The 16,053-nt window shown below is 31.7% G+C and carries 14 protein-coding genes and 1 pseudogene; 9 read left to right on the forward strand and 6 right to left on the reverse strand.

Annotation, left to right across the window (positions count from 1 at the left end; translation table 11 throughout):
- Positions 1-124: 124 nt before the first annotated feature.
- A complete protein-coding gene (locus B2X73_RS11675) occupies positions 125-376 on the reverse strand; it encodes a hypothetical protein (RefSeq protein WP_219034183.1) in 252 nt (83 codons plus the stop codon).
- Positions 377-477: 101 nt separating this feature from the next.
- On the opposite strand from B2X73_RS11675, the gene B2X73_RS11680 reads away from it, so the two are divergent.
- From B2X73_RS11680 to B2X73_RS11705, 6 genes are all read left to right on the forward strand, one after another.
- On the forward strand, positions 478-879 hold the full coding sequence (locus B2X73_RS11680) for a hypothetical protein (RefSeq protein ID WP_221855789.1): 402 nt from the start codon (positions 478-480) through the stop codon (positions 877-879).
- Positions 880-943: 64 nt separating this feature from the next.
- Positions 944-1,678: a lysophospholipid acyltransferase family protein gene (locus B2X73_RS11685; RefSeq protein ID WP_125350403.1), complete on the forward strand. Its 735-nt coding sequence runs from the start codon at positions 944-946 to the stop codon at positions 1,676-1,678.
- A 9-nt stretch (positions 1,679-1,687) separates the two neighbouring features.
- Positions 1,688-2,689: an acyl-ACP desaturase gene (locus B2X73_RS11690; protein ID WP_286495596.1), complete on the forward strand. Its 1,002-nt coding sequence runs from the start codon at positions 1,688-1,690 to the stop codon at positions 2,687-2,689.
- An 18-nt stretch (positions 2,690-2,707) separates the two neighbouring features.
- The gene (locus B2X73_RS11695) at positions 2,708-3,067 is read left to right on the forward strand and encodes a hypothetical protein (RefSeq protein WP_125350396.1); all 360 of its coding nucleotides are present in this window, start codon (positions 2,708-2,710) and stop codon (positions 3,065-3,067) included.
- Between the two features lie 103 nt (positions 3,068-3,170).
- Positions 3,171-4,508, forward strand: coding sequence for a cytochrome ubiquinol oxidase subunit I (locus B2X73_RS11700; RefSeq protein ID WP_114999963.1), 1,338 nt, complete (start codon positions 3,171-3,173; stop codon positions 4,506-4,508).
- 2 nt (positions 4,509-4,510) lie between these two features.
- Entirely contained in the window at positions 4,511-5,518 is a 1,008-nt protein-coding gene (locus tag B2X73_RS11705; RefSeq protein ID WP_284583858.1) for a cytochrome d ubiquinol oxidase subunit II, read from the forward strand.
- Positions 5,519-5,763: 245 nt separating this feature from the next.
- On the opposite strand, the gene B2X73_RS11710 is transcribed toward B2X73_RS11705, so the two are convergent.
- Complete coding sequence (locus B2X73_RS11710; protein WP_284583857.1) at positions 5,764-7,011, reverse strand: GTP-binding protein; 1,248 nt, start codon at positions 7,009-7,011, stop codon at positions 5,764-5,766.
- 266 nt (positions 7,012-7,277) lie between these two features.
- Between B2X73_RS11710 and B2X73_RS11715 the strand changes: the two genes are divergently transcribed.
- Both B2X73_RS11715 and B2X73_RS11720 read left to right on the forward strand, forming a co-directional pair.
- A complete protein-coding gene (locus tag B2X73_RS11715) occupies positions 7,278-8,399 on the forward strand; it encodes a metallophosphoesterase (protein WP_312066987.1) in 1,122 nt (373 codons plus the stop codon).
- A 102-nt stretch (positions 8,400-8,501) separates the two neighbouring features.
- Positions 8,502-8,818, forward strand: a pseudogene (locus B2X73_RS11720) (GNAT family N-acetyltransferase).
- 82 nt (positions 8,819-8,900) lie between these two features.
- Here the strand turns inward: B2X73_RS11720 and B2X73_RS11725 are convergent.
- From B2X73_RS11725 to kbl, 4 genes are all read right to left on the reverse strand, one after another.
- On the reverse strand, positions 8,901-10,169 hold the full coding sequence (locus B2X73_RS11725) for a dicarboxylate/amino acid:cation symporter (RefSeq protein ID WP_280037926.1): 1,269 nt from the start codon (positions 10,167-10,169) through the stop codon (positions 8,901-8,903).
- A 138-nt stretch (positions 10,170-10,307) separates the two neighbouring features.
- On the reverse strand, positions 10,308-12,995 hold the full coding sequence (locus tag B2X73_RS11730; RefSeq protein WP_291047085.1) for a PD-(D/E)XK nuclease family protein: 2,688 nt from the start codon (positions 12,993-12,995) through the stop codon (positions 10,308-10,310).
- A gap of 67 nt (positions 12,996-13,062) precedes the next feature.
- Complete coding sequence (locus B2X73_RS11735; RefSeq protein ID WP_221855776.1) at positions 13,063-13,551, reverse strand: hypothetical protein; 489 nt, start codon at positions 13,549-13,551, stop codon at positions 13,063-13,065.
- Between the two features lie 68 nt (positions 13,552-13,619).
- Entirely contained in the window at positions 13,620-14,819 is a 1,200-nt protein-coding gene (gene kbl / locus B2X73_RS11740) for a glycine C-acetyltransferase (protein WP_114999975.1), read from the reverse strand.
- Between the two features lie 95 nt (positions 14,820-14,914).
- On the opposite strand from kbl, the gene B2X73_RS11745 reads away from it, so the two are divergent.
- Entirely contained in the window at positions 14,915-15,826 is a 912-nt protein-coding gene (locus tag B2X73_RS11745) for a GNAT family N-acetyltransferase (RefSeq protein ID WP_286495590.1), read from the forward strand.
- Positions 15,827-16,053: the final 227 nt, after the last annotated feature.

The following is a 16,053-nucleotide window of genomic DNA, read 5'->3' on the forward strand; positions in this document are numbered from 1 at the left end:
CGTCGAACAACGGTCGAAGAAACCTCGAAGGAAAGTAGGAGAAAAAATGTAGAATTCTATTTTTTCAACAATGGATATTGTGTTGTTATTTAATTGTGTTTTTAGAGAAAATTATTTCAGCATATTATTGTAAAAAATCTTTTCCTTTTTCACTCAATTGTTTAAAGTTAATTGCAGGAATAGTTGGATTCAATTTAGATTTGAAATTAGTCACACTTGGCGTTTCAAAAAAATCTAATTCGTACAAACCATCTTCCACGAATTGACAATCATCGGTTAAAATATAGATTTTAGGAAAACTTGGTTTTCGTTCTATTTTTACTTTTTTGATGTTATTTTGATCAGTAAAAACTTCTCCTTTCTTTGTGTTCGCCATTGTTTCTTATTTAGAGAACAAATTTCTTAATAAAATTGAATATTTAAAAAATCAATCCGTAATATTCAAAATATTTCTACCTTCGTTACAAATAAAACCACGTGAAATATACAATTCAAGCAATACTTTTGTTTTTTGTTTTAGGATTAACAAGTTGTTTACCAACCAAAACAGTTTCCGAAACTAAAGTTGTGACTTCAGAAATTAGCGATTTGTCGGGTAAATGGAATATAAATGATGGAGGAGATTACATTATTTTTGAAGATGCAACGAAAAAAATGGTAATGAAAACGGTTTGCGGAATTATTACGGCTGATTATACCAAAATAGATCAAGCTATAATTTTTAATCATTTAAAACAAGTGAATTCTGATTGCGAAATTCCTCAAAATTTGATTCAAAATTTGCAAAAAACTGCATATTTTAAAGTAAAATCATCAAATCAAATTACTTTTTATGATGAAGCTCATCAAGAAAAGTTAACTTTGAAATTAATAAAGTAAATCGCCTAGAAAAATATATTATGCTTAGCATAATTTTTTATTAAATTTGTCTAAATTTCTAATGTTGAAGAAAATTTTAAGTTATCCGTTATCTATAATCTTTTATATTTTTTATGGATTAACGTTGTTGGTAATGCATGTTGTGCAATGGTTGTGCTACAATTTGGGAGGTTATGCTGCTCATCACAAAAGTGTAAAAGTGATGAATGGTCTTTTGGTTTTTTGGACAAGAATTTTAGGTACAACGTATACCTATAAAGGAAGAGAAAATTTGAAACAAAATGTACCATTGATTTTTGTGAGTAATCACCAAAGTATGTATGATATTTCTCCGTTGGAATATGATTTGGCTGATTATCATCCTAAGTTTATTTCGAAAATAGAATTGGGAAAAGGAATTCCCAGTGTATCGTACAATTTAACGCATGGAGGTTCTGCATTAATCGATCGTAAGAACGGAAAACAAGCAATAGAGGAAATAAAAAAATTAGCGCAATACATTCAGAAAAATAATTATTCAGCTATTATTTTTCCAGAAGGTACAAGAAGCAAAAATGGAGTACCAAAGGCTTTCAAAGAAAATGGATTGAAAGTTTTGACGAAATATGCTAAAGACGCTTATGTTGTTCCCGTTACGCTAAATAATACGTGGGAAATAGAAAAGTGGGGTAAATTCCCGATGTATTTGGGCGCGAAAGTAACGATACAATACCATAAACCCTTAAAAGTGAGTGACTATAAGTTTGATGAAATATTCGAGCTTACCGAAAAAACTGTAAAAAGTAGTATAACCGCATAAAATAATTATATGTCAATAAATAATGTTCGCCTGGAAGTAATGCAATTTCTTGAGAAAGATATTGATGCTTATATGGACAAATTCTTAGTTCCAGCCGATAAAATTTGGCAACCAACAGATTTTTTACCGAATTCTCAAACAGATTCTTTTTTTGACGAAATCAAAGAATTACAAGAGCTTTCGAAAGATTTGCCAGATGATTTCTGGATTACATTGATTGGTGATACCATTACCGAGGAAGCTTTGCCAACCTACGAATCTTGGTTGATGCAAATGGACGGTGTGGTAGATGAAGAAGGAAATTACCTAGAAAATGGTTGGGCAAAATGGATTCGCCATTGGACAGGAGAGGAAAATCGTCACGGTGATGTTTTGAATAAATTTTTGTATTTATCAGGACGTATCAATATGCGCGAGGTTGAAGTAACAACGCAACATTTGATAAATGACGGTTTCGACATTGGAACAGCACACGATCCTTACAAAAACTTTGTTTACACAAGTTTTCAAGAATTAGCAACTTATGTATCGCACAATAATGTATCAGCAATTGCAAAAAAATACGGAGCGAAAAAATTATCGCGTATGTGTAAAATTATTGCAGGAGATGAAATGCGTCACCATTTAGCTTACACAGAGTTCGTTCGTCGTATCTTCGAAGCTGATCCTTCTGAAATGATGTTAGCTGTTCAACATATGTTCAAACTTAAAATTGTAATGCCAGCGCATTTCTTAAGAGCTTCTGGTGAAGAAAGAGGAACTTTGTTTGATGCGTTTTCAGATGCAGCGCAACGCATTAATGTGTACACAGCGTTTGATTACATCGATATTATGCGAAAATTAATTGAAGCTTGGCAATTAGATAAAATCTCTGGATTGAATGCTGAGGCTGAAAAAGCAAGAGATTATATCATGAAATTCCCAGATAGAATGGATAGAATTTCGCAACGTATTGTAATTCCTGAAGTAGGACCACAATTCAAGTGGTTAGTTCCTGCGACAGCTAAATAGAAAATCAATTTTATTAAGATGTATATCAAGATTGTTTTACTTTTTCTATTTATAATTTCATGTTCAAATATTGATAGGTTAAATTATCCATCTAATATTAATGAAATTAAAGAAGTTATATTAGAAAGACCTGATAGTAATTCAAATGGAAAATTTTCAGAAATAAAACAATTAAATGACAATCAGATAAAACAACTTTTAGTTATTTTAAATAAAGCTAAACAAATAGATTCTAAAAATTTTGATGAAGATTTTCAAATTATTTTTTCAACAGAGTCTGGAACTAAAAGAATTATGGTAAGGGGTAATAAAATTAAAAATTTTGATAGTAATAAAGTTTATCAAATACCGAATGTAGATTATTTGAATAATTTTTGAAAATCACATATAATCAAAATCATATAAAAAGAGGCAATTCAAAATCGAATTGCCTCTTTTTTTTAGTAACTTTAACCAACAAACAAATTATAAACAACTACTTATGGACGATTTTATTGCTGCCAGAAGTCAAATGGCGATGTCGCTTGCCTTTCACATTGTTTTTTCGTGTGTTGGAATGGTGATGCCGTTTATGATGGCAATCGCTCACTACAAATACCTCAAAACTAAAAACGAAATTTACAAAGGGTTAACCAAAGCTTGGAGTAAGGGAGTTGCAATTTTATTTGCTACGGGAGCAGTTTCTGGTACAATGCTTTCGTTTGAGTTAGGATTATTGTTTCCTAAATTTATGGAACACGCTGGACCAATTTTCGGAATGCCATTTTCGTTAGAAGGAACAGCTTTTTTTATTGAAGCCATTGCTTTAGGTTTTTTCCTTTATGGTTGGGACAAATTCAATAAATGGTTTCATTGGATTTGTGGTGTAATTGTAGGGATTAGTGGTTTAGCTTCAGGGATTTTGGTTGTTGCTGCAAATGCTTGGATGAATTCTCCGTCAGGTTTCGATTTTATAAATGGCGAATATTTAAACATAGATCCTGTAAAAGCTATGTTCAACGATGCGTGGTTTTCACAAGCGTTGCACATGACAATTGCAGCTTTTTGTGCGACTGGATTTGCGGTTGCGGGTTTACATGCTTATCTTATTTTGAAAGGTAAGAATGTAAATTTTCACCGCGAAGCATTCAAAATTAGTTCTGTTTTAGCGATTACAGCAGCAATGTTAGCACCTTTGAGTGGTGATATTTCGGCGAAAGATGTAGCAAAACGTCAACCGATTAAATTGGCTGCGATGGAAGCGCATTTCAAAACAGAAGAAAGTGCTTCATTTGTTTTGGGTGGAATAGTGGACGAATCAAAAGAAGAGATTAAATATGCGATAAAAGTTCCGGGTGTATTGAGTTTCTTGGTTCATTCAGATTTCAAAACACCTGTAAAAGGTCTAGAAGAATTTCCGAAAGATGAATGGCCGCCTGTGGCAGTTGTACATTATGCTTTTCAGATTATGATAACATTCGGAATGTTGATGATGGGAATAGCTGTTATTTATTTGATTGCGCAATTTTTTAAGAAAGATTGGCGAACAAAACGCTGGTTTTATAAATTGTTTATGATTGCGACACCTTTCGGATACATCGCTTTAGAAGCAGGTTGGACGGTAACAGAAGTCGGTCGTCAACCGTGGATTATTTACGGAATTATGCGAACGGTAGATTCCATCACGCCAATGCCAGGAATACAATATTCGTTTTACATTTTCACGTTTGTATTCATTACATTGTCCATTATTTTAGTGTTCTTAATGAATCGACAAATACAAATGGTTGCGAAGCTTTACGATCCAGAAGATCCAAATTATAAACCAGAAAAACATTAAGTATGATTTACGTAGTAATAGCATTTTTGTGGGTTGCCATCTGTTTATATTTAATTTTAGGTGGAGCAGATTTCGGTGCTGGAATTGTCGAATTATTCTCTGAAAAGAGTTACAAAAAACGTACGCAGAAGATTATGTACAATTCGATTGGACCTATTTGGGAAGCAAATCATATGTGGTTAATCATTGCCATTGTAATTTTGTTTGTCGGTTTTCCTAAGGTTTATGCAGATGTTTCTAATTATTTACATATTCCGTTAGTGATTATGTTGTTAGGAATCATAGCGCGTGGAACATCGTTTACGTTTAGAAATTATGATGCAATCAATGATAAATGGCACAATCTGTACGATGTCATTTTTACCTATTCAAGTGTTGTGACGCCTTTGTTTTTGGGAATAATTGCAGGATCTATCGTTTCAGGAAGTATTGATGATAATGCATTTTCGTTTCAAGATGCATATATATTTTCGTGGCTAAGTTGGTTTAATTTTTCAGTTGGAATTTTTACTGTTGTGATTTGTGCTTTCTTGGCTTCGGTTTATTCAATTCAAACTGTTAAAAACGAAGAAGATAAAGTGATTTTAAGAAAACGTGCGAAGCTTTATACAGCTTTAATTTTTGTTGCTGGTGCATTGGTATTTGCAGTTTCACTTTGGAAAAACATTCCATTATTTAGTTGGATAACATCAGAAATTTACGGTTATATCGCAATTGCAATTGCTTCAATTTCGATTGTATTATTACTTTCAGCCTTAAATAAAGCGAAGGATTCTTTGTTGAAAGTTTACGCAGGAATTATTGTGATGATGATTTTATTTGCGGCAACTTATTCGCATTTTCCAAATTTGGTATTATTTAAAGATGGTTCAACATTATCTTTATTAACAGATTACGGTGCGTTGAGTACGATAAATATGTTAGCTTGGGCATTATTACTCGGCTCGATATTTATTTTACCATTCTTGTTTTACTTGATTTATTCATTCAATCAAAAACAAAAAATATAAATATCCGTTCCAAATTTTATTACAAACATACTTGTTTGTAATGTTTGTCAAGAAGATTTTATTACAAACACATCTGTTTACAATCAACTGAGTCCTCGGGATAGGATAAACATAGCTGTTTGTAATTAACCGAGCCTTAGAAAAGAACAAGTGAATTTGATAAATGAAATAAATCTATTTAAATCTTTAGAACAAGGATGATAAGAGAAGAGCCTTATTTCAATTCGAAATAAGGCTCTTTTATTTTAATTATGTTTTGCTTGCCATTCAGCAATTTCTTGCTCATTCAGCAAACAAGAGTTTAATTCTTGTGTAACTTTTTCTTTATCCAAACCTTGTCCAATGAAAACAAGTTCTATCATTCGATCTCCCCATTCTTTCGACCATTTGGCTTCAATCGTTTTTTGATTAAATTGATACGCTGCAAACTGAATTCTTTCGTCATATGGCATCGAGCACCACCAAGCCCCCGCAGGATCAATTCGGATACTACCACCAGCTTGACTCAAGAAAATAGCTTCATCAGGACGATTTGCTAACCAAAATAAACCTTTTGAACGGTAAATTGTTGCTGGAAAATTATCATTCAAATAGGTTAAAAAACGTTCTGCATGAAATGGAATTTTTTGTCTGTAAACAAAAGAAGTCATTCCATATTTTTCTTCCAAATGATCGTGGTGTTCGTGTGTACAATGTTCGCCACATTCTTGATCATGGTCGTGATGATGGTGATGGTGATGTTCCTCTTTTTCTTGCTCTTCTAATAATTTTACCCAGGCGTCTATATCCTGAATTTTTTCGAAATCGAATAGATTGGTATTCAAAATTTCAGTTAATTCAACGTGAGAAAAACTTGCAGGAATTATTTTAGCAGAAGGATTTAATTTTGTCACAAACGCTTCAATATTCATCAACGTTTCTTCTTCAACCAAATCCATTTTATTTAGAATAATCACATTCGAAAATTCAATTTGATCGATTAAAAGATTTACAATCGGACGATTATCGTCTCTATTTTCTGTGAAACCACGATCAAAAACATCTTCATCAGTTCCTAAATTTTTGAAGAAATTATAAGCGTCAACTACAGTTACCAACGTATCTAAACGCGCAACTTTTGGCAAATCAATTTTACCATCTGGCGAAACAAAATCCAATGACTGCGCAATAGGACCTGGATCAGAAATACCAGAACTTTCGATAACCAAATAATCATATTTCCCTGATTGTGCCAACTTCTCTATTTCTACGATCAAATCTTCTCGTAATTCACAACAAACGCAACCGTTGCTTAATTCAACCAATTTTTCATCCGTTTGAATTAAATCATTTTCGCGAGAAACCATTTGCGCATCAATATTTACTGCGCCCATATCGTTCACGATAACTGCTACTTTTAGTCCTTTTTTATTGTGTAATATATGATTAAGAAGTGTCGTTTTTCCGCTTCCAAGAAATCCAGAAAGTACCGTTACAGGTAGTCTATTTTTCATAATTTATGCTTAAAAATATGCTACAAAGTTACGTTTTTATCACGCAAATTTTTGTGTAGAATCATCTATAAATTTTATAATGTTCTGTTAAGAATTTAATAATAAATCACTGTTAGAAAGATTTCTTTTATTTTTGTTCAAAATCAAATAAAATAATGTTTGTTTATAGTGTTATCACGTCAATAATTATTTCAATCGTACTTGAAATTTACCTGTATTATAATTTTAAAAAATTCATTCAAAATAAGTATATTCTTTTCGGGAATATGCTTTTGTGGTTACTTGTTTTGGGTAATTTTGGATATAATCTAATCTTTTTTGATCGTAATGTTGGTCAAACGCAAACGACAATGTGGGCAACAGGTTTGTTTATGTTGTTTGGTTTTCCTCGAATTATTTTGGTTCTATTTTTCTTGGTTCAAGATATTTTTAGAGGCTTTGGGTGGCTATTTAATCGTGCAACAAATCATCAAACAAAAGAAGATTCTTATTTACCTTCTCGTCGAAAATTTGTAATGATTTCTGGATTAATAGTAGCTTCAATACCTTTTTTTAGTTTGATTTATGGAATGACTTTAGGAAAATATAATTTCAAGGTAATCAAGAAAAAATTGGCATATCAACGTTTACCAAAATCGTTTGATGGTTTCAAGATTTTACATATAACGGATATTCATTCGGGAAGTTTGGACAATCGTGAGAAAATAGAATATGCAGTGGATTTAATTAATCAACAAGAGTTTGATATACTATTGTTTACGGGTGATATTGTGAATAATTTTCATTGGGAAATGGACAAATGGTACGATGTTTTTTCTAAAATAAAACAAGCGCCGCACGGAAATTTTGCAGTGCTAGGAAATCATGATTATGGAGAATATTCGGATTGGAAAACGGAGGAAGAAAAGCAAGATAATTTTGAGAAAATTAAAGCGATTTTCCCTAAGATTGGAATGAAATTATTATTGAATGAAAACCGATTTATTACAAAGAATGGTGAAAAAATTGCATTGATTGGCGTTCAGAATTGGGGAACACGATTTAAGAAATTAGGTGATATTGATGCAGCTTCGAATTATGTAAATACAGAAGATTTTAAAATTGTGATGTCTCATGATCCTTCGCATTGGAATGAGATATTGAAAAATCATCCGAAACATTTTGACTTGACTTTGTCTGGACATACGCATGGAATGCAATTAGGAATTGAAGTTCCGAAAATTGGTTTGCGTTGGAGTCCGGCGCAATATGTGTATCCGCAATGGGCAGGTTTTTATGATTTTGAAGGAAAGATTATCAATGTAAATCGCGGATTTGGTTATCATTTTTACCCAGGAAGAGTAGGTGTTTGGCCAGAAATAACATTAATAGAGTTGAAATCAGTATAAAGTATTAGGAAAAAGCAATCAAAGTTTTTGATTGCTTTTTTGATGTATATCAATTCTGAAAACAGATTTTTATCGGATTATTGTCATAAAAAAAGAAATAATATGAATGAAGAATTAATTCCTTTACAGGTTGTAAAAAATGAATCAGCTTTTCGTTTTGAGCTGAATGTAGACGGATACATCGCTTTTATAGATTATAAAGAAGAAGATGATATTATCAATTGATTCATACCGAAGTTCCTGAAGAATTAGGAGGAAAAGGCGTTGCTGCTGCTTTGGTTGAAAAAACATTGGTTTATTTGGAGGAACATAAAAATCCTTTGTTTCCGTATTGTCCTTATGTATATGCCTACATCAAGAAACATCCGGAATGGAAACGAATTGTTCATCCTAAATTCTCTAACTATAACGAATTGTAATCGGTTAACGAATGAGATTATTACAAGAAATGCGACCTTAATCAGGTCGCATTTCTTGTAATATTTTTGAAAAGCAATTTATTTAAGCTTTGTGATGATCATCATCGTGTGTATATGTTTGCTCAATTGCGACGTGTCCTTCCCATTTATCAACTGCAACAGTCGATAAAGCATTTCCAAGAACATTCGTCATCGAACGAGCCATATCACAGAAATGGTCGATTGGTAAAATCAATGCGATTCCTTCTGGTGGAATTCCAAACATCGAACAAGTTGCAACCACTACAATTAATGAAGCTCTTGGCACACCTGCAACACCTTTTGAAGTAAGCATTAAGACTAATAACATCAAAATTTGTTTCTCGATCGGCATGTGAATTCCATAAACCTGCGCGATAAATAGCGACGCGAACGTCATGTACATCATCGATCCATCTAAATTGAAGGAATATCCGAGCGGTAAAGTAAACGAAATAATTTTCTTTTGAGCCCCAAATTTTTCTAATTCTTCAACTAATTTTGGGAATACAGCTTCTGATGAAGTTGTAGAGAAAGCGATTAATAATGGCGCTTTGATGTGTCTTAATAAGTCGATTACTCGTTTTCCTAAGATGAAATATCCAACCAAAATTAAAACAGCCCAAAGAAGCAAAATACCAATTACGAAGGCGATTAAATATTTAACATAAAGTAAGAATATACCGAATCCGTACGTTGCAATAGCAGCAGAAATAGTTCCTAAAACTCCTAATGGCGCAGTCCACATTACATATCCAACCATGATTAAAACGATATGCGAAATTTTATCTAACGCTTTCGTAATCATTTCGCCTTCTTTTCCATAAGCTGCCATTGCGACACCAAAGAAAATAGAGAAAACAACGATTTGTAAGATTTCATTTGTTGCAAATGATTCGAAAACAGATTTAGGAATCATATGTGTAATGAAATGTTCTAATGTAAGCGAAGCTTGACCTTTTAATAAATCTTGAGCAGAACTTGAATCGATTTCAATATTCAATCCTTCTCCAGGTTTCATTACATTGATAACAATAGCACCAATCACCAAAGAAGTAAGTGAAGCTGTGATAAACCAACCCATTGCACGTCCACCAACACGTCCAACCATTTTCATATCACCCATTTTAGCAATACCAACTACTAATGTTGAGAAAACTAAAGGCGCAATAATCATCTGAATAAGACGAATAAAAATAGTACCAAGAAGTTTTATGTTAGTCGAAAATGTTTTAATAAATTCTGGCGAGGTATTATAATGTACATATCCTCCAAGCGCAACCCCGATAAGAAGGGCAATAATAATAGCTATAAAAAGTTTATTGTTTTTCATTATGCGATTTTAAACTTTTCCAAAACTACTATTTTTTAGCAAATTATTAAGAATATAAATCAATTTATACACCAAATAAAATATAAAACCCTTTGTATGTAGTATTTATAAAGGGTTTTCTTTATAGTGTATTGTGTACTATTCTGGCTGTTTGAACGGAATTTCTTGATTTAAAATCTCTTCAATTAATGTTGACATTGGCGCGTTAGAATTCTCGACAATCGAATAATCGATGGTTGTATTTTTATCAACCGAAAGTTTAATTAAATCTTTATTTGGAAATTTGATCGGATAAATACACAATTCAATGTCTTTATTTAGATTTTTTTTGTCTGCATAAAATAAATGAGCATAGAAAATTAATTGCAATTGTTTGGCTTTATCTTCTTTTTTGTAAACGGTTTCTATTTCTTCGGTTTTAACCGAAATATCTTTCGCATAACCAGTTTTGTAATCAATAATTCGAGTTTGATTATTGACAGAATCAATTCTATCAATCACCCCTTTCAGTTTTACAATTTTGCCATTTGTAAGTGTAAAATCAACTTCGAGCTTGCTCTCCAAAGCTCGAATAACAAATTCATTTTCTTTTGCAGTAGTTGTATCTTTAGACAAAACGCCATCTACAATTCGCTCTGCAATTTTATAAATCAAATAATTTGGTCCTTTATCTAAATGCCCATCTTTATATTCTTTGCTAAAATGTTTTTGTAAGGTTTTATCTTTTATTTTTTCGATATTTTTGAAATCATTTTCATGCAAAATATGTCCAATATAAGGCGTGTACAAATCCTCTAAAGCTCCGTGTACAATGTTTCCTAACGTTCTTGCGCTTACAATTTCTTCGGCTTCTTCGACTTCATTTACATTAAAAACACGTTGTTCATAAAAATCTAACGGATTGCGTAAATATGTCGAAAGTGAAGAAGGTGAAATTCCATATTCAGCCCAATTTTGAAGTTTAGCCATTGTTTCGTCAGTTTTAGGAACAATGATTTCTTTCAAAGGTTTTGTAACAAAACTTGGAGCAGCAAAAGTTTCTTTCACTTCGTGATTACTTTCAAATTTGATTTGAGCCAAAAAGCGAGATTTTTCTCCAGAACCCATTCCGTCAGCTTCGGTATCGTACACGAAATAAGCGTTTTTCGCACGCTGAATCAAACGATAAAAGTGATATGCATAAATCGAATCATTTTCGGTAAATGTATTCAATTTCATTTGTTTGCGAATGTCATACGGAATAAATGTATTGTTTTGTCGTCCCAAAGGCAAAATTTCGTCATTCACAGAAGTCATGATAATATTATCGAAATTCAATAAACGAGTTTCCAATAATCCCATCAATTGTAAACCTTTCAAAGGCTCTCCAATAAAGGAAATTGTCTCGGAAGAAACGATTTTATTGTACAATAAAAACAAGGTTCTGTAATCTTTGATATCATCAACACTCAACAAATTTTCGTGCAATTGATTGAAAACTTTTTTGAAAAAGAACAAATATTCTTTTGTCAACAAATCGTTCATCGAAGGATGATGCAGTAATTCGTCTGTCCAATTTTTTAGATGATGAATAAATTCAGTGATGCTTTTCGGAATATGAAAAATAGATTTAAAGATTGATTCTCTTAAGGCATTTTGAATCGAATTTTGAGAATTAAATATTCTATTTTGTAAACGAATATCACCGATTAATCTTCGACTTTCTTCTGTGCTAAAAAGAGATAATGTTTTATTTTCAAGAATTTGTAAGACATTTTTGAAATAAAACATGGTTCCTTTTCCTAACTTCTCCCGATTCATTTGCAACTCAAAAATTGATTTGAAAAATTGCGCTAACGGAACAGAACGTAACGGAATTCCCATCGAAATGTTGAGATGTGTGATATTTTCGGGCAACGAATTGAGAATTGCTGGTAAAATAGATTCATCAGCCAAAATCAACGCGGTATTTTTTATCTCATCTTCGTTGAGATTTCTAATTAAATCTGCAATATATTTTGCTTGTCCAACTTGTTTTGCGACACCAATTGTCTGTAAATTTTTTGGTCTCGAAAATTCATCAACCACCCAATTGATAGGTTTTATTTTTTCTTTGTATTTTCTTAGAAAAGAACCAGCTTCTTGATTCGGATTTTCGTAATAATATTTATCTGCATCCCAATATAAAGTGGCTAATTTTTCTTTTTCTAATCGAAAAATTAGTGCTTGTTCTGCTTTTGTCAAGGCATTAAAACCAGCAAAAACATAATGTGAAGTTCTGTTTTCGACAATCTCTTCAACCTTTTCACTTGCGATTCTAAAAACCATCCCAGCATAACCTTCTTTCGAATCCAACAGATCTTGTTGTAATTGAAAATATAATTTTGAAACAATTCCCCAAAACGTTAAGTGATTTTGAATGATTTCATTTTTCCCAATCTCAATTTTTCCATCTCCCCATTGACTAATTCGTTCTACCGAAATCAAATAGTCTAAAACTTTATGCGCAGGTTGCAAAGAAGCATCGATATCATCGAAATCTTTCAAAACAGTTGGTCCCCATTTGATAAAATCTTCGAAAGAATCAGGCTTGTCAACGATTTTTTTATAGGCTTGATACGCTTTGAACCATAGATTAATTCCAGAAATAATTTCTAAACCAGAAAGTTCGCTCATCAATTCTTCGATACTTTTCATTTGTGGAAGAATGATATTTTGCGCTTGACGCTGAAATTCTTGTTTGAAGAATAACATGGGACGTTTTCCTGGTAAAACTAAAGTGGTGTTGATAAAGTTTTTTTGATTTTGGACTAAATCTTTTACAACATTTTCTATGAATTGAGCCATTTTGAAATTTTCTTTCGTTGAGTTGTTGTAAAAGTAAGGATTTTGAGAGACAATTCGTGGCGTTGAATTATTTTACTTCTTGAACTTTTTCTTGAAATAATTTTTCAAAAGTTTCAGTGATTTTATCCTCAGACATTTTTGTAGCAACAAAATATAATATGAATCCAAAAAATAACATCGGAATAGAAATTAAAGGTAAAAAATTATGAATTCCATTAGTAATAATTTGAAAAAGTGAGATTATAAAAAATAAAGTCACAATACTTATCCAAACAATGAAAAATATTGAAACAAAAGAGTTTAATTCTAAATTGTAAACAATAGTGGTTTTATTGTCGTTGGTATTGAAATGACCAATAATTTGAGGATTAAAACTATTTCGTCCGCTAATCGTTTTCATCAAATTGAAATGATCTTTATAAACTATCCCTTCAAATTCATATTTACTTTTAGAAAAACGAATTCTTTTTTCTTCTGTATTATCATTCAGTATTTTAAAAACTTCTTGATCAGAAAGATTTGTCGTTATTTGATATGTTTTATTTTTGAAAAGCATAAGTTAAATATATAAAAAAAGCGACTAAAAATATTTAGTCGCTAATATAATATTGAAAAAACAAATTCTTATTTAATCACTCCTAATTCTTTACCAACTTTTGTAAAAGCAGCAATTGTATGATCTAATTGCTCTTTTGTATGTGCAGCTGATAATTGTACACGAATACGTGCTTTGTCGCGAGGAACAACAGGGAAAAAGAATCCGATTACATAAACACCTTCATCTAATAATTTGTCTGCCATTACTTGAGATAATTTTGCATCATACAACATAACAGGTACAATTGCAGCATCACCTTCTGGAATATCAAAACCAGCAGCAACCATTTCTTTGCGGAAATATTCAGCATTCCACATTACTTTATCACGTAAAGTTGTGTCATTTTCTAACATTTCTAACACTTGCAAAGCAGCGCCAACGATTCCAGGAGCTAAAGAGTTAGAGAATAAATATGGACGAGATTTTTGACGTAACATTTCGATTACTTCTTTTTTACCAGAAGTAAATCCACCCATTGCACCACCTAAAGCTTTTCCTAAAGTAGATGTAATGATGTCTACACGTCCCATTACTTCGTTGTGCTCATGTGTTCCACGTCCAGTTTTTCCAATAAAACCAGTTGCGTGAGAATCATCAACCATTACCAAAGCATCGTATTTATCAGCTAAATCACAAACACCTTTTAAGTCTGCAACGATACCATCCATAGAGAAAACTCCGTCTGTTACAATAATTTTGAAACGATGATTTTTTTCTGAAGCTACAATTAATTGAGCCTCTAAATCAGCCATATTATTGTTTTTATAACGATAACGAGCAGCTTTACATAAACGAACACCATCAATAATAGAAGCGTGGTTTAATTCATCAGAAATAATAGCATCTTCTTCTGTAAACAAAGGCTCAAAAACACCACCATTTGCGTCAAAAGCAGCAGCATATAAAATCGTATCTTCCATTCCTAAGAAATTAGCGATTTTTTTCTCTAATTGTTTGTGTACATCTTGCGTACCACAAATAAAACGAACCGAAGACATTCCGTATCCGCGGTCATCTAACATTTTTTGAGAAGCTGAGATAACGTCTTTATTATCAGATAATCCTAAATAGTTGTTCGCACAAAAATTAAGTAATGTTTTACCATTTTCTAATGTAATTTCTGCACTTTGAGGAGAAGCAATGATGCGTTCTTTTTTGAATAATCCTTGTTCTTCTAAATCATTCAATTGCGTTTGTAAGTAGTTTTGAAATTTATCGCTATACATAATAAATCACTTTTTGTTTTGATATGTTTCATACAAATATAAATGTTTGCGGGCATATTTTTCGTATTTTTGTGAGACATAAAAAATAATAAACAGTGTTTCTAATCATCATATTTAGTTTTCAGTTCTATTTCTTAGCAAAATTTTTCAAAAAGGATAAATTAAAAACGGTTTTATCAGCAGTAGGATTATACATAGCGGGTGAGATTGCTTTTTCTTTTGTATTTGTTTTATTGTTTGCTTCAGGAATTATTGATATCGGTGTTAATTTTAATAGTTCATCTATGGATAATTTGATGGAAAATAGCCTTAAAATGAATAAATTTTTGGCCGAAAATTATGTGTCAATTGCTGTACAAGTCTTTTTATACATTGGTATCGGAATGTTTTATTACAATTCATTAAAGCGTAAATGGACATTGCAAATGTTAGAAGTCGAAATTGATAAACGTAAAGATGAAATTCTACAAAATTTAGAAGTTAATCAAAAAATAAATCCAGTAAAATTGGACGTTTATCCTCATTTTCACACTATTAATGAGAAAAACATTCATTTAGTTCAACCTTTGGCAAATGAGATTTGGAACGAATGTTACAAGGATTTGTTATCACAAGATCAAATCAATTATATGATTGATATGATGTATAATACTGATAAAGTAAACGAAGGAATTGTAAATGGAGATGTTTGGGAAATCCTGAAAATTGATAATGTTCCGTCTGGTTATTTGCATTACAAATTAGATGAAAATAATACTGTTTTCTTATCCAAAATTTACTTGAAAGAGTCTAATCAAACCAAAGGAATTGGACAATTGATGTTGAATAGAGTTGTAGATTATGCGCGAGAAAAAGGAGCAAAAGCTGTTCATTTAACGGTGAATAAACACAATGCGAAAGCAATTCGTTTTTATGAGAAAAATGGTTTCAAGAATATGGAATCAAAAACATTTGACATTGGAAATGGATATATTATGGATGATTATATTTATCAGAAATCCATTTAAAAATAAGGTTTTAATCAAAATATAAAGTCATTACGGTTTGTAATGGCTTTTTTATGTTGTAAACAAAGTGTCTAGAACCAAGCTGACTTAATTCGTAATGTCGTGAGGTTGATTTAGTTTTTAAAGTGATGAGAAGCTGAATTGAATTCAACTTGAAATTCTCCCTTAATTTATTATTGAAAATAGATCTTAATTTATCGAAGTTATATTGAACTTGTTTCAATATC

Source organism: Empedobacter sp. UBA7252 (assembly GCF_002472765.1).
Lineage (GTDB): Bacteria > Bacteroidota > Bacteroidia > Flavobacteriales > Weeksellaceae > Empedobacter > Empedobacter falsenii_B.